Here is a 26457-nt window from a genome sequence, read left to right as displayed (position 1 = left end):
CCCGCCTCCTCAGGGCCGGTCTTTCGTGGCCGTGGACGCACGGGGTCGCCGCGCTCGGGGCGGTGCCGCCGCTGCGGTGTCGCCCGACCGGTTGATCGCCGCCTCGTTGGTGCCGAGGTACGACGCGACCACGCGCGGGTGCCGCACGACCTCCTGCGGGGTGCCGGTGGCGATCACGGCGCCGAGCTCCAACGCGATCATCGTGTCGGAGATGCTCGTGATCAGCGGCATGTCGTGCTCGATGACGAGTAGGGCGCAGCCCAGCTGCTCCTTGATCCGGAGCAGCAGCGGGCCGAGGGCCTCGGTCTCGCGCTGGGCGATGCCGGAGCTCGGCTCGTCGAGGATCAGGACCGACGGCTTGTGCGCGATCGACATCGCGATGTCGACGATGCGCCTGCTGCCGGTCGACAGCTCCGACACGTACTTGTTGCGGAACGCGTCGAGGCCGAGCACCTCCACCAGGTCGTTGACCTGCCAGGCCACGTCGCTCTCGCTGTCGGCGACCGCGGGCAGCCCGAGGGCCGCCGCGACCGGGTCGCGCACGGCGATGTGCCGTTCGAAGGCGGTGGCGATGTTCTCGACCACGGTCATCGACGGGAACAGGCGCGCGTCCTGGAACGACCGGCCGAGTCCGGCCAGCGCCCGCCGGTCCGGCGACCACGGCGTGATGTCCTGGTCCTGGAACCGGATCCAGCCGTGCTGCGGCCGCACGAATCCCGAGATCGTGTCGAAGATCGTCGTCTTGCCCGCGCCGTTGGGCCCGATCAGGCCGAGCACCTCTCCCTCGCGCAGCTGGAAGCTGGCGTGGTCGACCGCCTGTACGCCGCCGAAGCGCACGACGACGTCATCGAGGCTGAGCAGCACGGGGGCGTCGGCGGGGATCGGCGGCCGGCGCTGCTCGGCGCGCGCGGCGGTGACCCCGTTGGAGCCCCTCGGCGGGGTGGGGGCAGGGATGGACGCCTCGGGCGCGATGCCGGCCTTCGCGGCGCCTTCGAGGAACACCGAGCGCAGGATGTCGTCGCGGGCCAGCAGGTCGGCCGTCGGCCCGGAGAAGCGCACCTCGCCCTTCTCCATGAAGACCGCCCGCTGGGCCAGCGTGAGTGCGACGTTGACCGACTGCTCGACGATGACGATCGTCGTCCCTTGCTCGTGGATCTCGCGCACGACGTCGACCAGCTGGCCGACGATCGTGGGCGCCAGGCCGAGGCTGAGCTCGTCGATCATCAGCAGGCGCGGCTTGGAGATCAGCGCCATCGCCAGGCCGAGCATCTGCTGCTCGCCGCCGGACAGGTTGCCGGCGAGCTGGTCGCCGCGGGACTCGAGGATCGGGAACAGCTCGCGGGCGCGGACGGTGGCGGCCTTGACGTGCTCCGCGTCGTTCTTGCGGTAGAGCCAGCCGGCCAGCCGCAGGCACTCGTTGACGGTCAACGTCGGGAAGACGCTGCGACCGCCGGGCATCTGCACGATGCCCAGCTCGGTCGACGTCATCGGGTCGAGGTGCGTGACGTCGCGCCCCTCGAAGAAGATCGCGCCGCCCGCCGGGTCGACCAGCCCGGAGATCGCCTTGAGCAGGGTCGACTTGCCGGCACCGTTGGTGCCGAGCAGCGCGACGATCTCGCCCTCGTCGATCTCCAGGTCGACGTTGAACAGCACCTGCACCTTGTCGTAGGCGACGTCGAGCTTGCTGACCAGCAGCAGGGCCTGCGCCCCGGCCTCGCGGCGCCGGCGTCGCATCTCGACCGTGGTCGCCAGCGTGCGCAGCGCGCGGTCGGCGTCGCGGGCGACGAACCGCTTCGCGGACGCCAGCGTCGCGCCGCCGATCAGCCACCAGGGCAGCAGCGCGCCGAGCGCCAGCCGGTAGTCCTGGTGGTTGCCCTTCGCGGACAGGTTGGCCGCGGGCCAGAAGGTGCCGACGCCGATGACCCAGATCAGCACCACGCCGGCCACCAGGAACAGCGACCCGAAGCCGAACGACAGCGTGCGCACGCGGGCGGGGGAGACCATCGACTGCACGGTGTAGAAGGGCGGGTAGAACGCACCGCCGAAGAAGCTCGTGACCAGTCCGACGACGATCGACACCGGCAGCGTGGGCGCCAGGGCGACGCCGAGCAGGCCGAGGCCGACGAGGCCGAGCGCGTAGCCGGCGTACTTCAGCGGCTCGCCGCTGTCCTTGGCCAGCCAGCGCCGGGTGAGGATGCCGGCGACGATGACGCCGGCGAACTGCGCCGCGGCGTTGCCGGCGCCGATGATGCCCCGGCCGAGCGGTTCGACGCCGTAGACCCGTTGCAGGTAGAGCGGCAGCACGAAGGACAGCGGGATGACCCCGGCGCCGATAAACAGGTTGGCGATGTACTGCCGGTAGAGCGTCGGGACCGCGAGCAGCGTGCGCATCGCCTCGGAGAACTTCACCGGCTCCTCGGCCTGCGCCTCGGCCGCGGCGTCGGGGTCGTCGGTGCCGCCGCGCTGCGGCTCCTTCAGGCGCAGCGCGAGGATCGCCGCGCCCACCGTCGGGAAGATCAGCGCGATGAACGCCGCGCGCCAGTCGAACAGCGACGCCAGGCCACCGGCGAAGGCCGGGCCCACGATCGCGCCGAGGAACAGCGCATTCTGGTGGACCGCGTAGGACCGTGGTCTCTCCTCGGCCGGGAAGTAGTCGGCGAGCAACGAGTTGTGGATCGGGTTGTTCGCGACCACGCCGATGCCGTTGCCCAGCCGCACCAGCACGAGGAACAGCACCGAGCCGACCACGCCGGTGAAGAACGAGAAGATCCCCGCGATCAGCCCGCACAGCACGACCAGCTTGGAGCGCGGCAGCCGGTCGGCGAAGTGGCTGATCGGGATCGACAGCGCCAGCACGATCGAGACGTTGCCGATGACGATGAGGCCGAACTGCTTGTCGGTGAGCCCGAACGCCTTCTCGATGTTCGGCGCGAGCACGCCGAAGGCGGCGGTGTCGAACTCGTCGAAGAAGAAGATCGCGGTGAGGATGGCGAGCGCGAACATCGCCATCGGCGCCCGGTTGCGGCCACTCGGCTCGGGCTGCGCGGTCGCGGCCGCGGGCGCGTGCCCGACGGTGGTCATGCCGTCCTCCCCGCGGGGCTCGGCTCTGCGGGGGTGTCCGCGGACAGGTCGACCCCGGGTGGTGGCTCTCGTGGCGTGGCGTGGGCCAGCTCGACCGCGGCCGTCGCCGTGAGCAGCGCGTCGTCTTCGGCGGCTGCGCCCGACGGGTCGTCGCGCGCGTCCGCCACCAGGCTGGGCACGAGGATGCCCCGGTGCTGGGCGAGCGCGCGCAGCATCGCGTCGCGGGCGCCGTAGAACCACTGGGCGAGACCACCGGGCACGACGTACAGCAGGAACAGCACGCCCAAGCCACTGGTCAGCACCTGGGCCTGCGCCGACAGGCCCCCGTACTTCAGCCCGCCGATGAACAGCGTGCCGAGGATCGCGCCGGGCAGCGAGGTGACGCCGCCGATGACGACGATGCTGAGCAGCAGCAGGCTGATCGTCGGGTCGAACGCCGCGGTCTGCACCGTCTGCTCGTGGTAGGCGAACAGCGACCCCGCGACCGCGGCCCAGAAGCCGGAGATGGCGAACGCCGACAGCCGCGCGGCCGGTACCGAGATCCCATAGCTCTGCGCGCCCCGCTCGTTGTCGCGCGCCGCGATCATCACCCGGCCGGCGCGGCTGTTGCGCAGCGCCCGCGCCGAGAGCAGCGCGAGGGCCAGCACGCCGAGGGCGAGGAAGTAGAAGTTCTTCGGATCGTCGATGGAGTAGTGCCCGAACAGCAGCGGCCGCTCGATCTGCTGCACACCCTGCGGGAGCAGCGAGGGGAAGTAGTTGGGAGAGAGCAGGTAGACCTGCACCGCGATGCCGAAGGCCAGCGTGGTCACCGCGAGGTAGAGGCCCTGGATGCGCAGCGCCGGCAGTCCGATGAGCACCGACACGACCGCGCCGGCGAGGCCGGACACGACCATCGTGACGAAGAAGTCGCCGTGCAGGTGCAGGCCGACCGCGCTGGTCATGAGCGCGCCCACGCCGGCGAAGCCCCACTGCCCGAGGCTGATCTGCCCGGCCCAGCCGGTGAGGATCACCAGCGACACGGCGACCATGCCGTAGATGACGACGACCGAGGCGAGGATCTGCTGCTCCAGTCCCGCGACGAAGGGCAGCACGGCGAGCAGCGCCATGGCCAGCAGACCCATCCCGAGGCGCGCCCACTGCACCTCGGCGAGGTTGCGCAGCTCCGGCGGCACGGGCCGGAACATCGTCGACAGCGACCACGACGCGAATCCGGAGTCCTGCCCTCGCGACAGCTTCCGCCGCTGCAGCAGCATCGCGGCGAGCAGGATCGGCAGCATCAGCGCGCTGGCGATCGACTGGTCGTGGCTGAAGTAGTAGAGCGACTGCTCGAGCACGCCGATCGCGATGCCGGCGAAGATGGCGATCGAGAACGACTCCATCCGCGCGATGACGGCCGCGGCCAGGGCGTAGAGCAGCACGTAGGGGCCGATGTCGGCGCCGATCGGCAGGCCGATGACCGGGATGCGCAGGAAGACGCCGAGGGCCGACAGCGCGGTGGCCAGCATCCAGACGTACGACGAGAGCCGGTTGGTCGAGATCCCGAGCAGCTTGGCGCGGTCGGCGTTCTCTGCTGCGGCGCGGACCGCGATGCCGACGTCGGTGTAGCGGAAGAACAGCGTCAGGCCGATGACGACGGCGGCGGCCGCGAACACGATGACGATGGAGTTGGCGTCGAAGACCAGTGGGTCGATCTTGAACGACAGCCCGGAGAAGGGCGTCTTCGGCGGCGTCGGGTTGACGAGGAAGTTACCGCCGATCCACTTCGGCATGTAGAACTGCAGCACCGCGAAGATCAGCGAGACGCCGATGGTGGCGACCGATAGCACCAGGCGCGGCGCGGTCGCGAAGCGGCGGACGATCAGCAACTCGACCAGCCAGCCCGAGGCGATCGCAGCGACCATCGCGATGGCGAACGCAACCAGGTAGGGCACGTGCTGCACCTTGATGAGCAGCACGGCGAGCACGGCTGCGACGGCACCCATCTCGGCCTGGGCGAAGTTGATGATGCGGTTGGCCCGGTAGATGAGGATGAGCCCCAGGGCCACCATCCCGTAGAGCAGCCCGATGAGCGCACCGAAGACGAGCACGCCGGCGGGCACCGGGTTGCTGTGCATCGAGAGCCGCAGGATCCCGAACAGCGCGGCGTAGGCCAGGACCACCTTGAGCACCGGTCCGCCCAGCCGGCTGCCCCAGACCTGCTGCACCCACGGGTGCTGCATGGGGCTGAGCGCGCGCTCGCGCAGCGCGGATGCGTCAGGGAGCACAGGAGCCCCCGGGCACCGCGACGCCGCTCTGCGTGGCGCCGGCTCCGCCCGGCGTGCTCGCGCAGGTGGCGGGCGGGGTCGACGGTGCGATGTAGACCAGGGCGATCTGCACCGCGACCAGCAGGGCGAGCGGCGCGTAGCGGCGGCCGATGACCTCGGGCTTGACTGCCATGGCGGGTCGTCGATCCTTCCGTCAGCCCGGGCAGGGGCCGCTGGGGAACACCTTGACCTGGTCGGTGAACTGGCCGGTCTGGTAGCGCCGGCCGTTGTCGACGGGGACGTAGGTGCCGGGGTTGTTGTTCAGCGACGAGTTCTGCGTGGGGCAGTACCACACCGCGCGCACGTCGTCCTGCGAGCTCCACGCGTACGGCGCCTTGTAGGAGACCCGGAAGTTGACCGGGTCGCCACCCATCGGTGGCGCGTTGACCGAGCCGGTGTGGATGCTGTCGGGCGTCGGCCTGGGACCGGCGTTCTCGAACATGTCGGCCATGATCTGGATGAAGGTCCAGGACAGGTTCGCGGTCTTGTCGGGCTCGCCGGAGTTGCCGACGTCGTGCCAGGCCTTGACCGCGTTGGTGTCGGAGAACGGGATCGTCTGGCCGAGCAGCGAGACGCCGAACGCGTAGCGCCAGACGTTGGGGTTGTAGAGCTGGGCGAGCGCGTCGTAGTCGATGAGCGCCGCCCCGATGATGAAGACTTCGGGGTGGTACTGGTTGGAGTCCGCCGCGTTGCTGAGGAACACCGGTGCGATCGGGTCGCACCAGCAGGCCATGGTCGTGACGCCGGCCTTCTTCAACGCGGCGACCGTCGTGCTGGCCTGCTGCTGGGCGGTGTTGATGTCGCTGGCGTAGCTGAACTCGACCACCTTGCCGCCGCCACACTTCTCCACTGCCTGGGCGAACCGGTCGACCGACAGCTTCGTCGTGACGTCGCCGTTGTTCTCCGGGAAGACGATGCCGAGCTTGCGCGTCGGCGCCTTCGTGCCCGGAGCGCCCATCACGTCGAGTCCGGCGAACTGCACGGGCTTGCCGGCCAGCTTCTTGCAGTAGTACTCGGAGTTGAGGTCGGCGAGCTGGGTGCCGTTCATCGACACCTCGTAGAAGTACGGCGCCAGCTGGTCGTGGTAGGCCTCCGGCGCGTTGAAGCCGCCGTCGACCAGGATGTGGTTGCGCGCGAGCTCGTAGGAGAACGACGGGTCGGCGGTCGGCACGATGACGAAGGCCGGCTTCAGCTGCTTGGCGATGAGGTCCGCCTCCGCCTTCTCACAGGGCGCATCGGGCGGCGTCAGCGAGCACTGGCCTTGGAAGTAGGGGTAGTGGCAGTTGCTGCCCAGCGCCTTGCCCGAGTGGTTTCCCGGGCCGTCGAGGCTCACGAACTTGCGGCCGTAGAGCTCGAAGCGCTTGTTGACGTAGGCCGTGAACGCCTGCATCTGCGTGCAGAACTGGTCGTCGGTCGCCGCAAGGTTCTTCTGCGCGAGCAGCGCGTTGACCTGGGCGTTGCCCTGCGCGCGGTAGTAGACGAAGCGGATCTCCTTGTCGGTGACCCCGGTCATCGTGGCGCCGCCGTTGTCACCCCCGTGCCAGACCGGCTTGCACGGCGGGGCGTAGGCCGTCGGCATGATCTGCAGTCCGGCCTTGTCGCACTTGCTCAAGTCGGAGCTGGCGTAGCCGAACTGGTTGAGCTTGCCGCCGCCGGCTCCGGTGCCACCCGCGCCGCCCGTGCCGCCCGCCGCACCGGTGCCACCGGTGCCGCCGGTCGGGGTGGCGGCGCCGGACCCGGTCGTGCCGCCCGTACCGCTCGAGCCGCTGCCGGTCGACCCGAGGCCGAGGCTCTGGCCCCCGCCGCCCGTGGCGCCGGAACCGATGCTGGAGCTCTGGGTGCCCCCCGGACCGGCGACCTGGGACACGGTGTTGGAGCCCGACGGAGCAAGCGCGACCAGGAGGATCTCGACGAGCGCGATCAGCAGCAGGGGCGTGTAGCGGTGGCCCAGCTCGCTAGGTGAGGCAGCCATTCGCGCTCCTTGTCCGCGATGTGACGTCTGTCACGGCGCTGGCGAAGGTAACGACTACTATTCGCGGGTGTCTACGAAGGTTCCTGCCGCGGAGGCGGGCCAGTCCGCGACCCGGGAGCGCTTGCTCAGGGCGGCGGCGGACGTCTTCCGGGAGCAGGGCTACGAGGGCACCAGGGTCGGCGAGGTGGCGCGCCGGGCCGGCCTGACCACCGGCGCGATCTACGCCAACTTCCGGGGCAAGAGCGAGCTCCTGCAGGAGGTCGTGGCCTCGGGGTCTGCGGAGCTGGTCGAGCAGATCGCGGCGGAGCGTCGCGCCGGCGCCTCGCACCGCGACATCCTGGAGTTCCTCGGTCGCCGCATCGCCCGGCCGGCCGTGCACGGGCCTGACCGCAGGCTGTTGATCGAGGCCTTCGCAGCCGCCCGCCGCGACCCGGAGGTCGCCCAGGCCATGCGGCGCAACCTCGACCAGGGCGCGGGCCGACTCGCGACCACGGTGGAGCGGGCCAAGGCCGAAGGCTCGATCGTCGCCGACGTCTCGGTCGACGCGGTTGTGCGCTTCGCGCAGGCTCTCGCCTTCGGGCTCTACCTGCTGGAGAGCATGGACACGTCGATGCCCCCCGCCGAGGAGTGGGACGCGCTGATCCACCGCGTGGTGGGGTCACTCGCGACCTGATCCGAAGGGACCATGCAGGATCCGGCGAAACCAGCCGACAACCCCGTGAACGTCACGGGGAGGTTGTCATGCGGCGTACGACCGCGGGGGCGGACGAGCGTGGCTTCACGTTGGTCGAGCTGCTGGTCACGATGGTCATCATCGGCATCCTCGCCGGGATCGCCATTCCCGTCTTCCTGCGCCAGCGGGAGAAGGGGATGGACAGCCAGGCCAGGTCCGACGTCTACAACGTGGCGCTGGCCGAGGAGTCCTACTTCGTCGACCACGATCACTACGCGACCCAGATCAGCACCGCCGCCATCCCGGACCCGCCGGCGGCGGACACCGTCTACTACCGGAACTCGCCCGACGTCGACATGGCGAGCCTCGTGCTCGTCTCTGACGACGGGAGCGCGGTCACGACGGACACCGACAAGGCCTTCTGCGTCGAGGTGCAGTCACACTCCGGCGCGTGGTTCTCCTACAACAAGGGCACCGGCGGCATGCGCCCGAAGGGAGACCGCTGCCCGACGTGATCGTTTCCATCTGCTAGAGAGTGCGGATGGACGTCTACGAGGTGCTCTACACGACCCGCGCGCACCGCCGGGTGAAGCCCGACCCGGTGCCGCACGAGGTGCAGGCGCGCATCCTCGACGCCGCGATCCGGGCGCCGAGCGGTGGCAACAGCCAGGACTGGCGTTTCCTGCTGCTTGACGACCCCGACCGCAAGGCGAAGGTCGGCGAGCTCTATCGGCACTCCATCGGCCAGCTGTGGGTGACGGTCTACGCCGACCGCATCGCGGCAGCGCAGAAGTCGCCGGAGACGCCGGAGTCGAAGCAGATGCTGCAGGTGCAGCGGTCGGCGCAGCACCTCGCGGACCACTTCGAGGAGACGCCGCTCTTCCTGTTCGCCTTCAGCCGGTTCGACCCGAGCGGCGGGTCGATCTACCCAGCGATCTGGAGCGCGATGCTGGCCGCCCGCGCGGAGGGCGTCGGCACGGCGCTGACGACCGTGCTCAGCTTCTTCCACCACGACGAGGTGCTCGAGATCCTCGGCGTACCGCGCGACGACGGCTGGCGGATGGCGTGCTGCGTGTCGTTCGGCTACCCGACCGGCCGGTGGGGGGTCGCCGAGCGGGTGCCGGTGCACGAGGTCGCCTTCCGCAACGGGTGGGGCGACCCGCTCGGCTTCGAGGTGCCCAAGCCGCTCTGGCAGCCGTCCTGAGCAGGTCCTAGGGCGACGACTTGCTCGCCTCCACCGCCTCCGCGGTGAGCTCACGGGCCCGCTCGCGCAGCCGTTCGGCCCGGCCGTGGAGCCGTTGCGCGCGCTGGTCGATCTCCTGCTCGCGTAGGTCGAGCAGGGGGTCGTGCTCCTCGTAGAAGTGCCGACGCTCCGCCGCCGTACGTGACTCCATGTGCTCGCGTTCGGCGGCGCGGTGCCGGCGGATGTCGTCCTGCAGCGCGCACAGCCGCTCGACCTCGGTCTCGATGCGCGCGAGGTCGTGCCCGATCTGCTTGCGGTCCTTGCGCAGCAACGCGGGCTCGCCGAGGTGCTGCTCGAACCGGTCGAGGTCGAGGTTGAGCTGCAGCAGGTCGCGCTCGAGCTCCTCCTCGGTGCGGTAGGCGAGCCCCTCCTCGTGCCGGCGCTCGAGCCGGTCGAGCTGTCCGGTCACCAGCGGCGAGCTCGCCAGCAGGTAGATGCCCCCGACCATGACCGCGATCCCCGCGATCTCGATCGCGAAGGGCAGTGGAGCGAACCGGATCGACCCGCCGAGCACGCCGACGCCGAGGGCGATGCCCACGAGAGGCTCGACGGTCACGAGCGCCGGAAAGGACGCGGGCAGGGGCGCACTCTCGTAGGCGCTCTGGATGAGCAGGGTGCCGAACAACGCGACCGCGGCGACGGCGTAGGGATGCCAAGACGTCAGCATCCCGGTCAGCCCGTCGGACTTGAGGATGTGCATGGCGCTGCCGGTCAACGCGGCCTGCAGGCCGAACGTCAGCCCCGCGCCTGCGGCCAGCAGGACAGCAGCTCGCACCGGGTCGAGCCGACGGGCGACCACCATCAGCACGAGTGCAAGCCCGATCAGCGCGCCGCCCATGATGATCCAGCTCGTGTTGGACGCCGTGTCGGGGGTGCCCTGGTGCGGGTTGCCGGCGACGACGAACATCGCCAGACCCAGCGACGTCGCCAGCGCGCCGGCCCAGTCGCGGCGCGGGACCGAGCGGCGCATCCATGCCGCCGCCAGGGGGAGTGCGAAGAGCAGGCGTACGACGAACAAGGGCTCGACCAGCGCGATGCTGCCGCGACCGAGCGCGTTGGCGGCGAAGAGGTTGCCGACCAGGGCGAAGGCGACGCCGGCCAGCCACAGCGGGCGGTGCACCAGCCACAGCAGCAACCGCCACGACAGCACGTCCTCCGGTGGCGCTTCGGAGGCCGCGCGCTGCTGCACGACCGAGCCGGCGCCGAAGCACAGCGCGGCCAGGATCGACAGCACGTAGACCCACACGAAGGCGCCCTACCCACATCCGTGGCGGCCGGCCCGGGGCCTGCCGAGATCGTTGGTGCAGCGTTTGCCTTCGACAGCAGCGAGCACGACTTCTGCGTGCCTTCCGTGACAGTGCGGACACCGGCGGCGTCCGCCACCCCTGCCCCGCGCGGCGGCGGTCACTGGGCTCTGGTCACCCTCTGCACGATCCTCTTCCTGACGTTCCTCGACAACACGGTCGTCAGCGTCGCCCTCGCCGACATCCAGTCGAGCCTGCATGCGGGCGTCACCAGCCTGCAGTGGGTCGTCAACGGCTACGCGCTGACTTTCGCCAGTCTGATGCTCGCCGGTGGGCGGCTCGGCGACCAGTACGGCCGCAAGCGCGTGATGCTCGGCGGGGTGCTGGTCTTCTGCGCCGGCTCGGTCGTCTGCGCGCTCGCCACGAGCAGCACGATGCTCATCGCGGGCCGTGTCGTCATGGGAGTGGGGGCAGCGGCGTCCGAGCCCGGCACCCTGTCGGTGATCCGGCACGTCTACCCGGAGCGGCGGGCCCGCGCCCGCGCGCTGGGTGCCTGGGCGGCGGTCGCCGCCCTCGCGCTGGCGCTCGGCCCGGTGGTCGGCGGGGCCCTGGTCGGGCTCGCGGGCTGGCGGGAGATCTTCTGGTTCAACCTGGCGTTCGGGGCGCTGGCCGTCGTGGCGGCGGTCGTCACGCTGCCCGAGCACGCCGACCCCCGTCCCGGGCGGCTGGACCTGCGAGGGTTCCTGCTCGGCGCCGTGGCGCTGGCGGCGGCGATCTTCGCGGTGATCGACGGTGAGCAGCGCGGTTACACGACGTGGTGGATCCTCGCGCTGTTCGCGTTCGCCGTGCTCGCCGGTGCGCTGTTCGTGCGCACGGAGCGCCGCAGCGAGAGCCCCGTGCTGGACCTGCGCTTCTTCCGCAATCCGACGTTCAGCGGCGCCAACACGGTGGCGTTCGCGACCTACTTCGGCGTGTTCGCCATCTTCTTCTTCGTCGCGCTCTACCTGCAGGTCATCGCCGGCTTCGGCGGCTACCGCACCGCCGAGCAGTTCCTGCCGATGACCGCCGTGATGATCCTCGCCTCCGCCGGCGCGGGCCCCTGGGTCGCGCGCATCGGGCCGCGCCTGCCGATGACGCTCGGCTGCCTCTGCGCGGGCGCCGGCATCCTGCTGACCGGCGCGGTGCTCGGTCCGCACGTCGGCTACCTGCCGCTCGCCGGATCGCTCGTGCTCGTGGGCCTCGGCTTCGGGCTCGCCGTGGTCCCGGTGACCTCGTCGGTCCTGACCGTGGTCCCGGCCCGCCGGTCGGGGATGGCGGCCTCGGCCACCAACACCAGTCGCGAGCTCGGCGCGGTGTTCGGCGTTGCCGTGCTGGGCGCGGTCGTCAACTCCCAGCTCACCGCCGACCTGACCCACCGCCTGCAGGTGCTGGGCATCCCGGCCAGCTTCCAGGCGATCGTCATCGACGCCGTCGAGCACGGCGGGCTGCCGAGCGGCGGCTCCGGCGGCGCGGCTGCGGCGTCGGCCAACCCCGCAGCCGCGGGACACGCCGGTCTCGTCCAGCAGGTGATCGACGCGGCGTACAGCGCGTTCTACTCCGGGCTCGACATCGCCCTGCTGCTGTCGGGTGCGCTGGTGCTCGCCGCGGCGGTCATCGCGTGGTTCTGCGTGGGCCGCGAACCCGCCGACCTGGAGGAGTTGCCGGACGACGTCGACGAGGCCGACGGCTACGCACCGACCGGCTGAACCGGCCGGCTGCTGCCGTGCAGCGCCACCGGCATCGCGTCGTAGCCCCACAGCGTACGGGTGTCACGGCGGTGCGGCTGCCCGGCGAGCGACAGGTCCGGGAACCGGTCGAACAGCATGCGCAGCGCGACCTCGCCCTCTAACCGAGCCAGGTTCGCGCCCAGGCAGTAGTGGACGCCGCTGGAGAACGCCAGGTGCTCGCGAGCGTTGGCACGGCGTACGTCGAAGCGGTCGGGCTCCGTGAAGACCGCGGGATCGCGGTTGGCCGCGCCGAGCAGCGTCACGACGATCGTCCGCCGCGGCACGTGGACGCCGGCCAGCTCCACGTCCTCGGTCGCGAGGCGGCCGGTGCTCTGCACGGGGGAGTCGAAGCGGAGCACCTCCTCGACCGCGTTCGGCCACAGCTCGGGCTCGGCCTGCAGGGCTTCGAGCTGCTCCGGGTGCTGCACGAGGGCCAGGGCGCCGTTGCCGATGAGGTTGACGGTGGTCTCGAAGCCGGCACCGAGCAGGAGCAGGGCGGTCGCCATCAGCTCGTCGTCGTTGAGCCGATCGCCCTCGTCCTCGAGCGTGGCGAGCGCGCTGATGATGTCGTCCTTGGGGTTGCGACGAACGGCCTCGAAGTGCTCGCGGAACCAGCCGTTGAGCCCACGCAGCCCGTGCATCGCCCGCTGGTAGTCGCGGTAGGGCAGGCCGATGTCGAGGGTGAGGGCGGCCTCGTTGCCCCACTCGAGGAACTGCGCGCGCATCGACGTCGGCACGCCGAGCATCTCCGCGATGACCGTCACCGGCAGGATGCCCGCGTAGTCGGCGGCCAGGTCGACCGAGGGCCGCCGGGCGAGGTCGTCGAGCAGCTCCTCGGTGATCTCGTGCACCCGGTCGCGCAACCGCTCGACCGCGCGCGCGGTGAAGGCCTTCTGCACGAGCTTGCGGTAGCGGGTGTGCTGCGGCGGGTCGACGGCGAGCATCGACGGCGGTTCGACCGGGTTGAACAGGCCCTTCTCGTGCGAGACCGCGATCGCGGCCCGGATGTACCACGGGGTGTCGTCACCGTCGAACCGGACGCTGAACCGGTTGTCGCGCAGCACCTCGGTGACGACGTCGTGGTGGCCGGTCGCCCAGGCGAACGTCCCGGGTACGACCTTGCCGCGGCGGCGCACCTCGTCGTAGATCGGGTAGGGGTCGTCGCTGCCGCCCTCGAGCATCAGCGCCGGCACCAGGTCGCCCTTGCGCCGGGCCCGCCGCATCAGCGCCCGCGCGGACCCGTGCATGAGCGCCCAGCGCGCACCCTCGGCAAGCGACATGTCGTCTCCCGATGTTCCCCGTAACGGTGGTTATGTACGGTACGCCACCGTTTGCGGGGCATCGCCGGAGGTGCCCGGCACTCGAGCGGTGAGCGCGCCGCCGGTGCGGACGGCCCCGAGGTCGTACGCCGTCTCCGCGTGCAGCGTCGCGTCGAGCCCGGCGTGCTCGTCGTCGCGGCTCACCCGCAGCCCGATGACCTTGTCGAGGAGCTTGGCGAGCAGGTAGGTGACGACGAACGAGTAGCCGACGGCGGTCACGACGGCGAGCGCCTGCTCGCCGAGGAGGCCCGCGCTGCCGCCGTAGAACAACCCGTTGGCACCCCCCACCCGGGCGGTGCCGAAGAAGCCGATGAGCAGGGCGCCGAGCACCCCGCCGACCAGGTGCACCCCCACGACGTCGAGCGCGTCGTCGTAGCCCAGGCGGTACTTCAGGCCGATCGCGCAGGCGCACACCGCGCCGGCGACCAGGCCGATCGCGATCGACCCGAGTGGGCTGACGTAGCCCGCGGCGGGGGTGATCGCGACGAGCCCGGCCACCGCGCCGGACGCAGCACCCAGCGTCGTCGGGTGACCGTCGCGCAGCCGTTCGACCAGGAGCCAGGCCAGCATCGCCGCGGCCGTCGCCGTGTTGGTGTTGACGAAGGCGTAGGCCGCGGTCTGGTTGGCGCCCAGGGCAGAGCCGGCGTTGAAGCCGAACCAGCCGAACCACAGCAGGCCGGCGCCGAGCAGCGTGAACGGCAGGTTGTGCGGGCGCATCGGTTCTCGCGGCCAGCCGACCCGCTTGCCGAGGACGAGCACCAGGGCGAGTGCGGCGGCGCCTGCGTTGGCGTGCACGACGGTGCCGCCCGCGAAGTCCTCGGCGCCCCGCTGGAAGAGCCAGCCCTCGGGGGAGAACACCCAGTGGGCGATCGGCGCGTAGACGACCAGGAGCCAGATCACGACGAACACGGCGAACGCGCCGAACTTCACCCGGTCCGCGATGCCGCCGGTGATCAGGGCCGGGGTGATGACGGCGAACATCAGCTGGAAGGCGACGAACGCCAGCGGCGGGATCGACTGCGCCAGCGCCCCGTGATAGCCGGCGACCGCCTCCTGCATGTGCGCCAGCCCGAACTGGTGCGCGTCGCCGATCAGGCCGAAGCCGGCGTCCTTGCCGAACGCCAGGCTGTAGGCCGCGAGCACCCACAGCACGCCGACGATGCCCATGCACACGACGTTCTGCATGAGCATCGCGAGCACGTGCTTGGACCGCACCATCCCGCCGTAGAAGAACGCGAGCCCCGGGGTCATGAGCAGCACGAGGGCAGCGCTCACCAGCACCCAGGCGGTCGCGCCGCTGTCGATGTGCATGGCGGGGAGCGTCCGCCGATCAGGTTTCCGCATCGCTGCGCGTGTGTTTCGGCGTGATGAACAATGCAGGGATGACGCTCACCGAGTCGTCGAAGACCGCCGGACCGGCGTACGCCGCCTACCGCGCCGCCGTCGACCGGCTGCGGGCCGACCTGGCGGCGGCCCCGCCCGACGCCGCCGTGCGGCTGGGCAAGCGCACGTCGAACCTGTTCCGCACCCGGCAGCGGTCGGGCGTCACCCGGCTCGGCGTCGACGCGTTCTCCGGCGTCCTCGCGATCGATCCGCAGGCGCGGACCGCGGACGTGCTCGGGATGACGACCTACGAGGACCTCGTCGCGGCGACGCTGCCGCACGGGCTGATGCCGCTGGTCGTGCCGCAGCTGAAGACCATCACGCTCGGCGGTGCGGTGACCGGGCTGGGCATCGAGTCGACGTCGTTCCGGCATGGCCTGCCGCACGAGTCCGTGCTCGAGATGGACGTGCTCACCGGCGCGGGCGAGGTGCTGTGCGTGCGGCCGCAGGGCGAGCACCGCGACCTCTTCTACGGCTTCCCGAACTCCTACGGCACGTTGGGCTACGCGCTTCGGCTGCGCATCGAGCTGCAGCCGGTGCGGCCCTACGTCGCGCTGACCCATCACCGCTTCTCCTCCGCGGCCGAGTGCTTCGCGGCGATGCAGCGCCTGGTCGAGGACGACATCGACTTCCTCGACGGCGTCGCGTTCTCGCCGGAGGAGCTCTACCTGACCACCGGGCGTTTCGCGGACACCGCCGCGCGGACCAGCGACTACACCGGCGAGCACATCTACTACCGGTCGATCCAGCAGCGCGAGACCGACTACCTGACGATCCACGACTACCTGTGGCGCTGGGACACCGACTGGTTCTGGTGCTCCGGGGCGTTTGGCGTGCAGCGGCCGCTGGTGCGCCGCTTGTGGCCGAAGCGGTGGCTGCGTTCCGACGTCTACTGGAGGCTGGTCGCGCTCGAGAACCGCTACGGCGTCAAGCGCCGCTACGACCGGTTGCGCGGCCGGCCCGCCACGGAGCCGGTCATCCAGGACGTGGAGATCCCCGTCGGCCGGGCCGGTGACTTCCTGGCCGCGTTCGACCGCGACGTCGGCATGCGGCCGGTGTGGATGTGCCCGTTGCGCCAGCGCGACCGGTCGAGCACCTGGGACCTCTACGCGATGGATCCCGGCGCGCTCTACGTCAACTTCGGCTTCTGGGGCACCGTGCCCCTGGCACCCCGTCAGCCCGCCGACACGCACAACCGTCGGGTCGAGGCACTCGTCGGCGAGCTGGGCGGGCGCAAGTCTCTCTACTCGACGGCTCACTACACGCCGGAGGAGTTCTGGCCTCTCTACGGCGGCAGCACCTACGGTGACCTCAAGCGTCGCTACGACCCCCACGGCCGGCTGCTCGACCTCTACGCGAAGTGCGTCGAGCGCCGCTGACCCCCGCAGGAAGGTGAAGACCCGTGCAGATCGCGGAGGCGTTCCACCATGTCGTCGCCGGTCAGGACGGCGTGCGCTTCACGGCGTACGACGGCAGCACGGCCGGGCCTGTCGACGCCGACATCCACGTGGCGATCCGCTCGCCACGTGCCGTGTCCTACCTCGTCTCGTCACCCGGTGAGCTCGGTCTCGCGCGTGCCTACATCGCCGGCGAGATCGACGTCGACGGGGAGATGTACGCCGCGCTCACCCGGCTCTCGCAGCCGTCGGTGACCGCGCTGTCGTGGGCCGACCGCGCCGAGATCGCCCGAACCCTCGGCCCGGCTGCGCTACGACGGCCGCCCAAGCCGGCGCAGGAGGTGCGGCTGCGCGGCCGGCGGCATTCCAAGGGCCGCGACGCGCAGGCGATCTCTCACCACTACGACGTGTCGAACACGTTCTACGAGTGGCTGCTCGGGCCCTCGATGGCCTACACCTGCGCGGTCTTCCCGCGCGCCGACGCGAGCCTCGAGGAGGCGCAGTACGAGAAGCACGACCTGGTGGCCCGCAAGCTAGGGCTGCAGCCCGGCATGCGGCTGCTCGACGTCGGCTGCGGCTGGGGCGGCATGGTCATGCATGCGGCCCGGCACTACGGCGTGCAGGCGATCGGCGTCACCTTGTCGCGGCAGCAGGCCGAGTGGGCGCAGAAGGCCATCGCCGAGGCCGGCCTGTCCGACCTGGCCGAGGTGCGGCACATGGACTACCGCGACGTACGCGAGGACGGTTTCGACGCCGTCTCGTCGATCGGGCTGACCGAGCACATCGGCAAGGCCCAGCTGCCGGCCTACTTCTCGTTCCTGCAGTCGAAGCTGCGCCCGCAGGGCCGGCTGCTCAACCACTGCATCATGCGGCCGACGACCACCGAGTCGGTCATCAAGCGGCGTGGCTTCATCCATCGCTACGTGTTCCCCGACGGAGAGCTGCTCGGTCTCGGCCACATCGTCTCGGTGATGCAGAACCACGGCTTCGAGATCCGCCACGAGGAGAACCTCCGCGAGCACTACGCGAAGACCCTCACCGCCTGGTCGGCCAACCTCGACGGCCACTGGGACGAGGCCGTCGAGGAGGTCGGCATCGGCAAGTCGCGCGTGTGGCGGCTCTACCTCGCCGCGTCGCGGCTGGGGTTCGAGACCGACCGGATCCAGCTGCACCAGGTGCTCGGAGTCAAGCTCGGGCCCGACGCGGCCTCCGGCATGCCGCTGCGGCCCGACTGGGGCAGCTAGGCGTACATCTCCCGCAGCTTGCGGCGGTAGAGCTTGCCGTTGTCGTGGCGCGGCAGCTCGGCGACGAAGTCGACGCTGCGCGGGCACTTGTAGTGGGCCAGCCGGTCGCGGCACCACTGCATGAGCTCGGCGGCCAGCGCCTCGGAGGGCTGGTGGCCGGCGCGCAGCTCGACGACCGCCTTGACCTCCTCGCCCCACTCGACGTTGGGCACGCCGATGGTGCCGGCGTCGCCGACGGCCGGGTGCTCGAGCAGCACCGCGTCGACCTCGGCCGGGTAGATGTTGACCCCGCCGGAGATGATCAGCTCCGCGATGCGACCGGTCAGGAACAGCCAGCCCTCGTCGTCGAGGTAGCCGTGGTCGCCGAGGGTGAAGTAGTCACCCCGGTAGCTGCCCTCGGTCTTCGCCTCGTCCTTGAAGTAGCGGAAGCGGCCGTTCTGCGACGCGCGCATGTAGACCGTGCCCACCTCGCCGGCGGCCAGCAGGTTGCCCTCGTCGTCGAGGATGCGGATCAGATCGTCGACCAGCGGCTTGCCGACGGTGCCCGGCCGGGCCAGCCACTCCTCGGAGCCGACGAACGTGCCGCCGCCCTCGGTTGCCGCGTAGTACTCGAACACCACCGGCCCGAACCACTCGATGATCCCCTTCTTCACCTCGACCGGGCACGGCGCGGCGCCGTGCACGACGAAGCGAAGCGACGAGACGTCGTAGCGCGCCTTGACGTCGTCGGGTAGCGCGAGCAGCCGGTGGAACATCGTGGGCACGACGTGGGTGTGGCTCACTCGGTGCGCGTCGACGAGCCGCAGCATCTCCTCCGGGTCCCACCCGTCCATCACGACGGTCGTGACCCCCGCCCCGAGGGGACCCGCGAGGGAGAAGGCGAGCGGCGCGGCGTGGTAGAGCGGCCCGGTGCACAGGTGCACGTCGGTCGCGGGGTCCTGGCGGGCCGCGGCGGCGACCGCGATCGTGATCGCGCCTGGGTCGGGACGCCCGGTGACCGGCGGCCGGTCGACTCCCTTGGGCCGCCCGGTCGTCCCCGAGGTGTAGAGCATCCCCTTGCCGAGGACCGGGTCGTCGATGTCGTCGGCGGACTGGCCGGCCAACGCGTCGTCGTAGGCCGTGAAGCCGTCGATCGGTCCGGCCACCGCGAGCTTGACCCTGACGTGCGGGGCGGCGGCGACGGCCTCGCGGACGGCGGCGGCGAAGAGCACGTCGGCGACGACGGCCTTGGCCTCGCAGTCGTCGACGATGTAGCCCATCTCCTCGCCGGTGAGGTGCCAGTTGACCGGCGTGATGCGCAGCCCGGCGCGCAGGCACGCGTAGTAGACCTCGGCGAACTCCGGCCGGTTGCTGCAGACGAGCGCCAGCGCGTCGCCGGCCTGCAGGCCCTGGCCGCGCAGGTAGCGGACGAGCCGGTTGACGTTGGCGTTGAGCTCGCCGAACGTCCGGTCGCCGTGCGGGGTGAGAAGCGCCGGGTGGTCCGGGTCGGCGCTCGCGTGCAGGGCGAGCGTCATGCCGACGCCCGCCGCCGCCCGGACCTGCTCCGGGGTGCGGCTCTCGACGGCGGTCACGCGTCGTCCCGGTAGAGCAGGGCGGCCACGGTGCCCCGCTCGTCGTCGTAGGGCGCGTCGACGATCGCGTGCTCGGTGCCGATGACCAGGGTGGGGCGGCGCCGGGCGTCATAGCCGGGCCATCTCCCGAGCGCCTCGGTCGACGGGTCGCCGGTGCGGGCGAAGGCGAGCCAGGAGTCCATCAGCCACTCCGACAGCCGGTCGGCCTCCGGCCCGCTGCCGGTGAACAGCGCGGTCTCGGCCTGACCCTGCGTGCCGAACACGAAGGCGATCTCGAGTGCGTGGCAGGCGCCGAGCCAGCCGTGCATCGCCGGCGAACCGTAGGTGAAGAGGTAGGCGAAGGTCGCGGGCTGGTGGGCGGCCAGGGTCTCGGCGGTGCGCATCGCCGGCGCCCGGAAGACGCGCTCGGTCTCGAGTGCGAACCACAGGTCGTTGGGCGCGATGGCCTGGCCGGTGGCGGCGCGGGCCCGGGTGAACTCCTCGACCAGCGCGTCGATCTCGGCGTCGGTCGCGTCGTAGACCCGGCTCAGCCGCCGGCGCAGGCCGGCGTCGTCGAGGTCGCGCGAGCGCGGGTCGGCCGGCGCCCACAGCTTCCACTCCTCGCGGTTGGTGCCGATCACGGTCGGTACGTGCGCGGCCGCGCCGGAGGCGAGGGCGGCCAGGGGTGCCCGGTCGAGGAAGTGGCCGTCGACCGACGGGATCAGCCGAAGGGCGGCGTCCTCGGCGTCGATCTGCTGCTGGGCGGCGAGGATCGCCGGAACCGGCACGTCGCGCAGCTCGGCCACCGACGTGACGCCGGCCGCCTTGGCGAGCCGCTCGGCGATCTCCGCGGCCTGGTCGAGGGCGAGCGCGGACGGGGCGCCGGACTGCAGGATCGCCTTGTGGAGGAGGCCCTTCGTCGACGGTGACGCGAGCAGGCAGCCGATCGCCATCGAGCCCGCCGACTCGCCGAAGACCGTCACGTTGCCCGGGTCGCCACCGAACGCCGCGATGTTGTCGCGCACCCACTGCAGGGCCGCGACCTGGTCGAGCATGCCCCAGTTGCCGGCGGGCCCGCCGTCGCCGTCGCGCAGGTCGGGGTGGGCCAGGAAGCCGAGGGCGCCGAGCCGGTAGTTGAGCGAGACGACGACGACGTCGCCGCGGCGAGCCAGCGCGGCACCGTCGTACATCGCGCTGCGCGCCGCTCCTTGCCGGAACGCGCCGCCGTGCACCCAGACCATCACCGGCCGCCGGCCTGCCACGCCGGGGGTCCAGACGTTGAGCGTCAGGCAGTCCTCGTCCTGGACCGCGCCGACCGGGAGCAGCGCGAGCATGCCGTCGGGCTGCGGCGCGACGGGCCCGAACGCCGTCGCGTCGCGCTCGCCGGTCCACGGTTGTGCGGGCGCGGGGGCCCGCCAGCGCCCGGCGCCGGCGGTCGTCGCCGCGAACGGGATGCCGAGGAACCGGCGCAGGCCGTCGACCTCCTCGCCCCGGACGCGACCGTCCCTCGTCTCCACCACTGCGGTCATGCGGCGCTCCCCTCGGCCGTTCCGAACGTCGTTCTACAACGTCCGGGCGCGAATAGACAGCATCCTGCGGCGATTTGCCGCCCCGATGCCTCGGACGGCGAGGGGATTCGCCCTACCGGGTGAGGGAGTCGCCCACGCTGATCCGGCCGGGCGTGCGCACGTTGCAGTAGACGCCGACGTTCTGGTTGGCGTCGCGCACGACCGTGCGCAGCAGCGGCTTGTCGGCGGGCAGCCCCTGCTGCGGCAGCTGCACCATCGAGCAGCGTGGGCAGTCGGTGACCACCTCGATCTCGACCTCGCCCACCCGGACGGTCGAGCCGATCCAGTCGCGCTCGGGGAAGCCGTCGGCGTCGGGCGTGTCGACGAGGATGGTCGGCCGGAACCGGCGTACGTCGGGCGCATCGCGCTCCCCGAGCCGGCCGAGCGTGCGCAGCGTGGCCGTCGTGACGATGTGCACCGGGTAGGCGTCGTAGTAGGTCCCGGGCGGCGACTCGAACTCGAAGATCACCGGTGGCAACCCCGACAGGTCGGGCAGCGGCTCGTCCTCGCCGCGCCCGAAGATGTCCCGCAGCTCCTCGACCACGTCCTCGTGGTCGGCCGGGCCGCGGCGGTAGTGGTCGAGGTCATCCGCCGGCTGCAACGGCCACAGCGTGACGGGGTGGTTGATCGCCCGGCTCAACCGCGTCGCCGCGTCGGAGTCGTCGCTGCGCACCGCGGATCCGTCGGGCAGCGTCATGACCACGTGCGGGGTCGGGCTGTCGGGCGTCGGCTCGGCGACGTAGGTCGCGGCGCACAGCATCAGGTCGCGGATCTTCTTCGCGCCACGGATGCCGCCCCGCCGCTCGTCGCGAGTGGCCCACCCGCGGTCGCCGAGCAGCCCGGTGGCGGTCAGGTGCGCGGCGTCCATGCGCTCGCCCCGCATGCTCTTCACCGGGTAGCGCCAGATCTCCTGGATTTGCCCTGCCACGCTGTCGTTCGCCATGCTGCCATCTTTCACCCGCCGCCTCGAGGTGGCGCCGGAACGGCTCGAACGCTGGCTGGACGGCTTCGCCGAGCGGCACGGGCCGGTCACGGTGACGGCGTACGCCGACCGGGTCGAGCTGCGCGCCGCCGACGGTGCTGCCGTCACGGCGCACGTGCCGTTCCCGCCGCTGGCGGAGTGCACGGCGGCCTACGCCGGGCTCGTCGCGCACGCGCTGGCCGAACGTCGGGTGGGAGTGCTGCTCGTGCGCCTCGGCGGCTACGCCGTGGGGGTCTTCCAGGGTGCGACGCTGACGGCCTCCAAGGTCGGCGCGCGACCGGTGCACGGGCGCTCGGCCGCAGGGGGCCAGTCGCAGCAGCGGTTCGCCCGCCGGCGCGAGGGCCAGGCGCGGGTCGCCCTCGCCGCGGCGGCCGACACCGCCGCGCGCGTCCTGCTGCCGGTTGCCGACATCCTCGACGCGGTGGTCGTCGGCGGCGACCGCCGTGCCCTCGACACCGTGCTCGAGGACCGGCGGCTCGCCCCGCTGGTCCCGCTGGTCGGCCAGTGGCACCTCGACGTGCCCGTGCCGCGCCGGGCCGTCCTCGACGACATGCCGCGTCGCTTCCGGGCGGTGCGGATCGACCTGACGGAACCGGCTGGTGCCGGCCCGGCTAGGTGAGCGGGTCGGGCTCGACGCTGAAGAGCGGGCCGAGGTGCGCGGTGTCGTTGAACCGCCGCACGATCCAGCGCTCGCCGGTGACCACGATCTGCGAGATCGACGCGTTGTCGGCCCCGAGGAACGCGAACGGCCGCGACCGGCTGGCCAGCGACAGCACCTGACCGATGACGCCGCCGTGGGTGAACACCACCACCCGGCCGTCCGGGTGGGCGGCGGCGATCTTCTCCACGGCGCCGCGGACGCGGGCGGCGAAGTCCTCGGACTTCTCGGCGTTGGGGATCACGTCCCAGCGCTCCTGCAGGCCCATCTGCACGGCGATCGGGTGCCCCTCGGAGACGTGCTTGCGGAAGATGCCGCTCTCCCAGTCGCCGAGGTGCACCTCCCGGAACTCCCGCTCCACGGTGGCCTCGATGCCGAGGCGGTCGAGCAGCGGCTGGGCGGTCTCGCGGGTTCGCCGCAGCGAGGTCACGTAGACCGCGTCGATCGGCTCGTTGCACAGCCGCTCGGCGACCCGCCTCGCCTGCTCACGACCCTCCGGGGCGAGCTCGGGATCGCCCTGGCCGTCGACGAGCTCGAACGGCCGGTCCTCGCGCGCGGGGGCGGACTCACCGTGGCGCACCAGCAGGATGTCGGTCGCTCCCGGCGGGGGAGCGAAGCGGTGCTGGCGGTACTCCTTCGGCTCGGTGTCGTCCTCGGTCGTCACGCCTCGCGACTCTAGTGGCCGGCAGATTGCGAGGCGTTCAGGCGGCCTCGGCGGCCGACGGGCCGACCGACCCGGATCCGGTCAGAGGCTCAGGCCGTGAGCGGCTTGCGGGCTCAGCCGGTGCACCACCGGCGGTCCGGCCACCAGGCCAGCCAGCCGGCTGCCGATCTCGCGCAGCGCGCTCCCTTTGCTGTGGGCCGCGGCCGCGTCGGCGGACGCGTAGAGCTCGTAGAACCAGACGGTGGTCTCGTCAGCGTCGTCGGTGTGCATCGCGTAGACCAGCGTGTCGGGCTCGCCGTCGCCGACGGCCTTCACGAGATCACGTAGCACGGCGACGAGCTCGTCGCGCTTGCCGTCGGCGGCGGTGAGCTGGGCGATCGCGGCGACCTTGGTCGTTGCGGCCATCGAGGTTCCTTTCGCAGGGGGAGGGCCCACTCTAGATTCAGCTCACCGCGAGGCCGACGGCGAACAGCGCCGCGTAGACGAGCTCGGCCCGGCCGGTGCCGGCGAGGACCGGGATGAGGTCGCGTCCTGAGGCGCCTCCCAGCACGGTCCTTGCCAGCCGGACGGCGACGGGAACCGTGGCGAGCGCGATCAGGGTCACCGGATGCGCCGGCGCCACGGCGAGGCAGGCCAGCACGGGGAGGGTCACGAGGGCGGCGTACAGGATCCGGCTGCGCCGAGCGCCGAGGACGACCGCGAGGGTGCGTTTGCCGGTGGCAGTGTCGGTGGGGATGTCGCGCAGGTTGTTGGCGACGAGGATCGCGCAGGCCCACGCGCCGATCGCGACCGCGCCGGCGGCGGCCGGCCAGGTGACCGTGCCGGCCTGCACGTAGGTCGTGCCGAGCACGGCGACCAGTCCGAAGAACAGGAAGACGAAGACCTCTCCCAGCGCCCGGTAGCCGTAGGGCAGTGGTCCGCCCGTGTAGGTCCACGCGGCGACCAGGGCGGCGGCGCCGACCAGCAGCAGCCACCAGGAGGTCGTCGCGGCCAGGACGAGGCCCGCGGCGGCGCCGACGGCGAACGCCGCCAGCGCGGCGGCGCGCACGCTGCCCGGCGAGGCTGCGCCCGATCCCACGAGCCGGAACGGCCCGACGCGGGTGGCGTCGGTGCCGCGGACCCCGTCGCTGTAGTCGTTGGCGTAGTTGACGCCGACCTGGAGGGCGAGGGCGACGACGAGGGCGAGCAGCGCCTTCCACCAGATGCCGTCGTCGACGGCGACCGCCGCGCCGGTCCCCACGGCCACCGGTGCGATCGCCGCCGGCAGCGTGCGTGGGCGGGCCCCCTCGACCCACTGCTGCGCGGTGGCGGTCACGCGCCGGTCACCAGACGGCGTACGGCGTCGCGGTCGGTCTTGCCGGAGGCCAGCAGTGGCAGGGCGGCGACGACCACGACCTCGCGGGGCAGGGCGTGACGCGGCAGCGCGGTCAGCCCGGCGCGCACCGCGTCGAGGGTCGGCGGCCGGCTCGGGTCGGCGGCGACGACCGCGGCGACGACGCGCTGCCCCCACTCGCGGTCCGCGACGCCCACGACGGCCGCGGCGCGCACGCCGGCCAGGGCGCACAGCGCCGCCTCGACCGGGACCGGGGCCACCTTCTCGCCGCCGGTCACGATGACGTCGTCACGGCGGCCGAGCACCTCGAGCCGCCCCCCGTCCAGCCGGCCGATGTCGTTGGTCACGTGCCAGGTCGTCCCGTCGGCGGTCTCCAGCGCGGCGGCCGTCAGGTCCGGCCGCAGCCGGTAGCCGCGGAAGACCGTCGGGCCGCCGAGCAGGATGCGCCCGTCGCCGGCGAGGCGCACCCGCACGCCGTCGAGCGGCAGCCCGTCGTAGACGCAGCCGCCGGCGGTCTCGCTCATCCCGTAGGTGGTCACCGCCCGGACGCCGGCGTCGCGGGCGCGCGCCAGCAGGGCCGGGGGAGTGGCCGCACCGCCGACGAGCACCGCGTCGTACGACGTGAGCGCGGCCGGCGCGTCGTCGAGCAGGCGGGCCAGCTGGGTGGGCACCAGGGCGGTGTAGCGGCGTTGGGCGGTGAGTGCCTCCGTTGCCGCCGCGAACCCCTCGGCCGTGAAGCCGCAGGACAGATCGAGGCAGACCGGCGGGGTGTTCGCGAGCAGCGAGCGGACCAGCACCTGCTGGCCCGCGATGTGGGTCACCGGCAGGGCGAGCAGCCACTGTCCCTGCCCGCCGAGCCGCTCGAGGGTTGCCGCGGCGGAGTGCCGCAGCGCCGCGGTCGTGAGCTGCGCGCCCTTCGGTTCGCCGGTCGACCCGGACGTGGGCACGACCAGGGCGACGTCGTCGTCGATCGGCTCGCCGGCGCGCCCCATGGCGAGGACGCCGTCCGCTGCCGGCCCGTCCGGCACCGGCAGCAGCGCCGGCCCGCCGCCGTCGAGCGCGGCCGCGAGCGGCTGCCACCAGATGTCGAGAACCGCCGGCCCGGTCGGGCAGGGCCGCGGCTCGAGCGTGCGGGCCACTAGAAGTGCCAGGGGAACGCCGACCAGTCCGGCGGCCGCTTCTCGAGGAACGCATCGCGCCCCTCGGCCGCCTCGTCGGTCATGTAGGCCAGCCGCGTCGCCTCGCCGGCGAACACCTGCTGGCCGACCAGCCCGTCGTCGACGAGGTTGAAGGCGAACTTCAGCATCCGCTGCGCCGTCGGGCTCTTGCGGTTGATCACGCGGGCCCAGTCGAGGGCCACCGACTCCAGGTCGGCGTGCGCGACGACCTCGTTGACCATGCCCATGCGGTGCGCGGCCTCGGCGTCGTAGTCCCGGCCGAGGAAGAAGATCTCGCGCGCGAACTTCTGCCCCACCTGGCGGGCGAGGTAGGCCGACCCGAAGCCGCCGTCGAAGCTCGCCACGTCGGCGTCGGTCTGCTTGAAGCGCGCGTGCTCGCGGCTGGCGAGGGTGAGGTCGCTGACCACGTGCAGGCTGTGCCCGCCACCGGCGGCCCAGCCGGGCACCACGCAGATGACGACCTTCGGCATGAAGCGGATGAGCCGCTGCACCTCGAGGATGTGCAGCCGGCCGGACCGCGCCGGGTCGATGCTCGCCGCGTCGGTGCCCTCCGCGTAGCGGTAGCCGTCGCGCCCGCGGATCCGCTGGTCGCCGCCGGAGCAGAACGCCCACCCGCCGTCCTTCGGCGACGGGCCGTTGCCGGTCAGCAGCACGCAGCCGACGTCGGAGGTCTGCCGCGCGTGGTCCAGCGCCCGGTAGAGCTCGTCGACCGTGTGCGGCCGGAACGCGTTGCGCACCTCCGGCCGGTCGAACGCGACCCGCACGGCGCCCGTGTCGACGGCCCGGTGGTAGGTGATGTCGGTGAAGTCGAAGCCCGCCACGGGCCTCCATGCCGCCGGGTCGAACAACTCCGAGACGGCCCGCTCACCCACGTCCGGGATCATAGGTCGCATGCCGCA

Annotated in this window: 22 protein-coding genes; 7 read left to right on the top strand and 15 right to left on the bottom strand. The window is 72.0% G+C overall.

Translation table 11 applies throughout. The features are described from left to right. Window positions 1-9: 9 nt before the first annotated feature. From VFJ21_15410 to VFJ21_15395, 4 genes are read right to left on the bottom strand one after another with little or no spacing between them, the layout of a single operon-like run. Window positions 10-3081 (bottom strand): MFS transporter, encoded by a 3072-nt coding sequence (locus tag VFJ21_15410; GenBank protein HET7408510.1) that lies wholly within the window; start codon window positions 3079-3081, stop codon window positions 10-12. Further along, the gene (locus VFJ21_15405) at window positions 3078-5345 is read right to left on the bottom strand and encodes an ABC transporter permease (protein ID HET7408509.1); all 2268 of its coding nucleotides are present in this window, start codon (window positions 5343-5345) and stop codon (window positions 3078-3080) included. Before VFJ21_15405 ends, VFJ21_15410 begins: the two co-directional genes overlap by 4 nt. Then, window positions 5335-5517, bottom strand: coding sequence for a hypothetical protein (locus VFJ21_15400; protein HET7408508.1), 183 nt, complete (start codon window positions 5515-5517; stop codon window positions 5335-5337). Before VFJ21_15400 ends, VFJ21_15405 begins: the two co-directional genes overlap by 11 nt. A 21-nt stretch (window positions 5518-5538) precedes the next feature. Further along, window positions 5539-7356, bottom strand: a complete 1818-nt coding sequence (locus VFJ21_15395) for a hypothetical protein (GenBank protein HET7408507.1) — start codon at window positions 7354-7356, stop codon at window positions 5539-5541. Between the two features lie 67 nt (window positions 7357-7423). Between VFJ21_15395 and VFJ21_15390 the strand changes: the two genes are divergently transcribed. The 3 genes from VFJ21_15390 (at window position 7424) to VFJ21_15380 (ending at window position 9233) form a co-directional block, all read left to right on the top strand. Beyond that, the gene (locus VFJ21_15390) at window positions 7424-8029 is read left to right on the top strand and encodes a helix-turn-helix domain-containing protein (GenBank protein ID HET7408506.1); all 606 of its coding nucleotides are present in this window, start codon (window positions 7424-7426) and stop codon (window positions 8027-8029) included. A 68-nt stretch (window positions 8030-8097) separates the two neighbouring features. Beyond that, complete coding sequence (locus VFJ21_15385) at window positions 8098-8544, top strand: prepilin-type N-terminal cleavage/methylation domain-containing protein (GenBank protein ID HET7408505.1); 447 nt, start codon at window positions 8098-8100, stop codon at window positions 8542-8544. A 26-nt stretch (window positions 8545-8570) separates the two neighbouring features. Then, window positions 8571-9233: a nitroreductase family protein gene (locus VFJ21_15380; protein HET7408504.1), complete on the top strand. Its 663-nt coding sequence runs from the start codon at window positions 8571-8573 to the stop codon at window positions 9231-9233. 7 nt (window positions 9234-9240) lie between these two features. Here VFJ21_15380 and VFJ21_15375 read toward each other — a convergent pair whose 3' ends face one another. After that, window positions 9241-10518: a DMT family transporter gene (locus VFJ21_15375; GenBank protein HET7408503.1), complete on the bottom strand. Its 1278-nt coding sequence runs from the start codon at window positions 10516-10518 to the stop codon at window positions 9241-9243. A gap of 96 nt (window positions 10519-10614) precedes the next feature. On the opposite strand from VFJ21_15375, the gene VFJ21_15370 reads away from it, so the two are divergent. After that, a complete protein-coding gene (locus VFJ21_15370) occupies window positions 10615-12261 on the top strand; it encodes an MFS transporter (GenBank protein ID HET7408502.1) in 1647 nt (548 codons plus the stop codon). Here VFJ21_15370 and VFJ21_15365 read toward each other — a convergent pair. Further along, on the bottom strand, window positions 12243-13562 hold the full coding sequence (locus VFJ21_15365) for a cytochrome P450 (GenBank protein HET7408501.1): 1320 nt from the start codon (window positions 13560-13562) through the stop codon (window positions 12243-12245). The two genes, VFJ21_15370 and VFJ21_15365, sit on opposite strands and share 19 nt — an antisense overlap. A gap of 30 nt (window positions 13563-13592) precedes the next feature. Further along, the gene (locus tag VFJ21_15360; GenBank protein ID HET7408500.1) at window positions 13593-14912 is read right to left on the bottom strand and encodes an ammonium transporter; all 1320 of its coding nucleotides are present in this window, start codon (window positions 14910-14912) and stop codon (window positions 13593-13595) included. Between the two features lie 71 nt (window positions 14913-14983). Between VFJ21_15360 and VFJ21_15355 the strand changes: the two genes are divergently transcribed. Continuing rightward, window positions 14984-16363 carry an FAD-binding oxidoreductase gene (locus VFJ21_15355; GenBank protein HET7408499.1) on the top strand — a complete coding sequence of 460 codons (1380 nt, stop codon included), beginning with the start codon at window positions 14984-14986 and terminating at the stop codon, window positions 16361-16363. Window positions 16364-16386: 23 nt separating this feature from the next. Next, window positions 16387-17625 carry a class I SAM-dependent methyltransferase gene (locus tag VFJ21_15350; protein ID HET7408498.1) on the top strand — a complete coding sequence of 413 codons (1239 nt, stop codon included), beginning with the start codon at window positions 16387-16389 and terminating at the stop codon, window positions 17623-17625. Here the strand turns inward: VFJ21_15350 and VFJ21_15345 are convergent. From VFJ21_15345 to VFJ21_15335, 3 genes are all read right to left on the bottom strand, one after another. Further along, window positions 17622-19196, bottom strand: coding sequence for an AMP-binding protein (locus VFJ21_15345; GenBank protein ID HET7408497.1), 1575 nt, complete (start codon window positions 19194-19196; stop codon window positions 17622-17624). The genes VFJ21_15350 and VFJ21_15345 overlap by 4 nt on opposite strands. Further along, window positions 19193-20704 carry a carboxylesterase/lipase family protein gene (locus VFJ21_15340; GenBank protein ID HET7408496.1) on the bottom strand — a complete coding sequence of 504 codons (1512 nt, stop codon included), beginning with the start codon at window positions 20702-20704 and terminating at the stop codon, window positions 19193-19195. The genes VFJ21_15345 and VFJ21_15340 overlap by 4 nt, the downstream gene beginning before the upstream one ends. Before the next feature lie 112 nt (window positions 20705-20816). Next, window positions 20817-21686, bottom strand: coding sequence for an MOSC N-terminal beta barrel domain-containing protein (locus tag VFJ21_15335; protein HET7408495.1), 870 nt, complete (start codon window positions 21684-21686; stop codon window positions 20817-20819). On the opposite strand from VFJ21_15335, the gene VFJ21_15330 reads away from it, so the two are divergent. Further along, on the top strand, window positions 21685-22344 hold the full coding sequence (locus VFJ21_15330; GenBank protein ID HET7408494.1) for an acVLRF1 family peptidyl-tRNA hydrolase: 660 nt from the start codon (window positions 21685-21687) through the stop codon (window positions 22342-22344). The genes VFJ21_15335 and VFJ21_15330 overlap by 2 nt on opposite strands. On the opposite strand, the gene VFJ21_15325 is transcribed toward VFJ21_15330, so the two are convergent. The 5 genes from VFJ21_15325 to VFJ21_15305 form a co-directional block, all read right to left on the bottom strand. Continuing rightward, window positions 22337-23047 (bottom strand): histidine phosphatase family protein, encoded by a 711-nt coding sequence (locus VFJ21_15325; protein ID HET7408493.1) that lies wholly within the window; start codon window positions 23045-23047, stop codon window positions 22337-22339. The genes VFJ21_15330 and VFJ21_15325 overlap by 8 nt on opposite strands. A gap of 81 nt (window positions 23048-23128) precedes the next feature. Beyond that, window positions 23129-23452, bottom strand: coding sequence for an antibiotic biosynthesis monooxygenase (locus tag VFJ21_15320; GenBank protein HET7408492.1), 324 nt, complete (start codon window positions 23450-23452; stop codon window positions 23129-23131). 37 nt (window positions 23453-23489) lie between these two features. Further along, on the bottom strand, window positions 23490-24362 hold the full coding sequence (locus VFJ21_15315; protein HET7408491.1) for a 1,4-dihydroxy-2-naphthoate polyprenyltransferase: 873 nt from the start codon (window positions 24360-24362) through the stop codon (window positions 23490-23492). After that, entirely contained in the window at window positions 24359-25465 is a 1107-nt protein-coding gene (gene menE / locus VFJ21_15310; protein HET7408490.1) for an o-succinylbenzoate--CoA ligase, read from the bottom strand. Before menE ends, VFJ21_15315 begins: the two co-directional genes overlap by 4 nt. A gap of 53 nt (window positions 25466-25518) precedes the next feature. Next, window positions 25519-26430 (bottom strand): 1,4-dihydroxy-2-naphthoyl-CoA synthase, encoded by a 912-nt coding sequence (locus VFJ21_15305; GenBank protein HET7408489.1) that lies wholly within the window; start codon window positions 26428-26430, stop codon window positions 25519-25521. Window positions 26431-26457: the final 27 nt, after the last annotated feature.

The organism is Mycobacteriales bacterium (assembly GCA_035690485.1).
Classification (GTDB): Bacteria; Actinomycetota; Actinomycetes; order JAFAQI01; family DASSKL01; genus DASSKL01.
The sequence above is the reverse complement of the archived record's forward strand: the minus strand, read 5'-3'. Positions and strand labels throughout refer to the sequence as shown.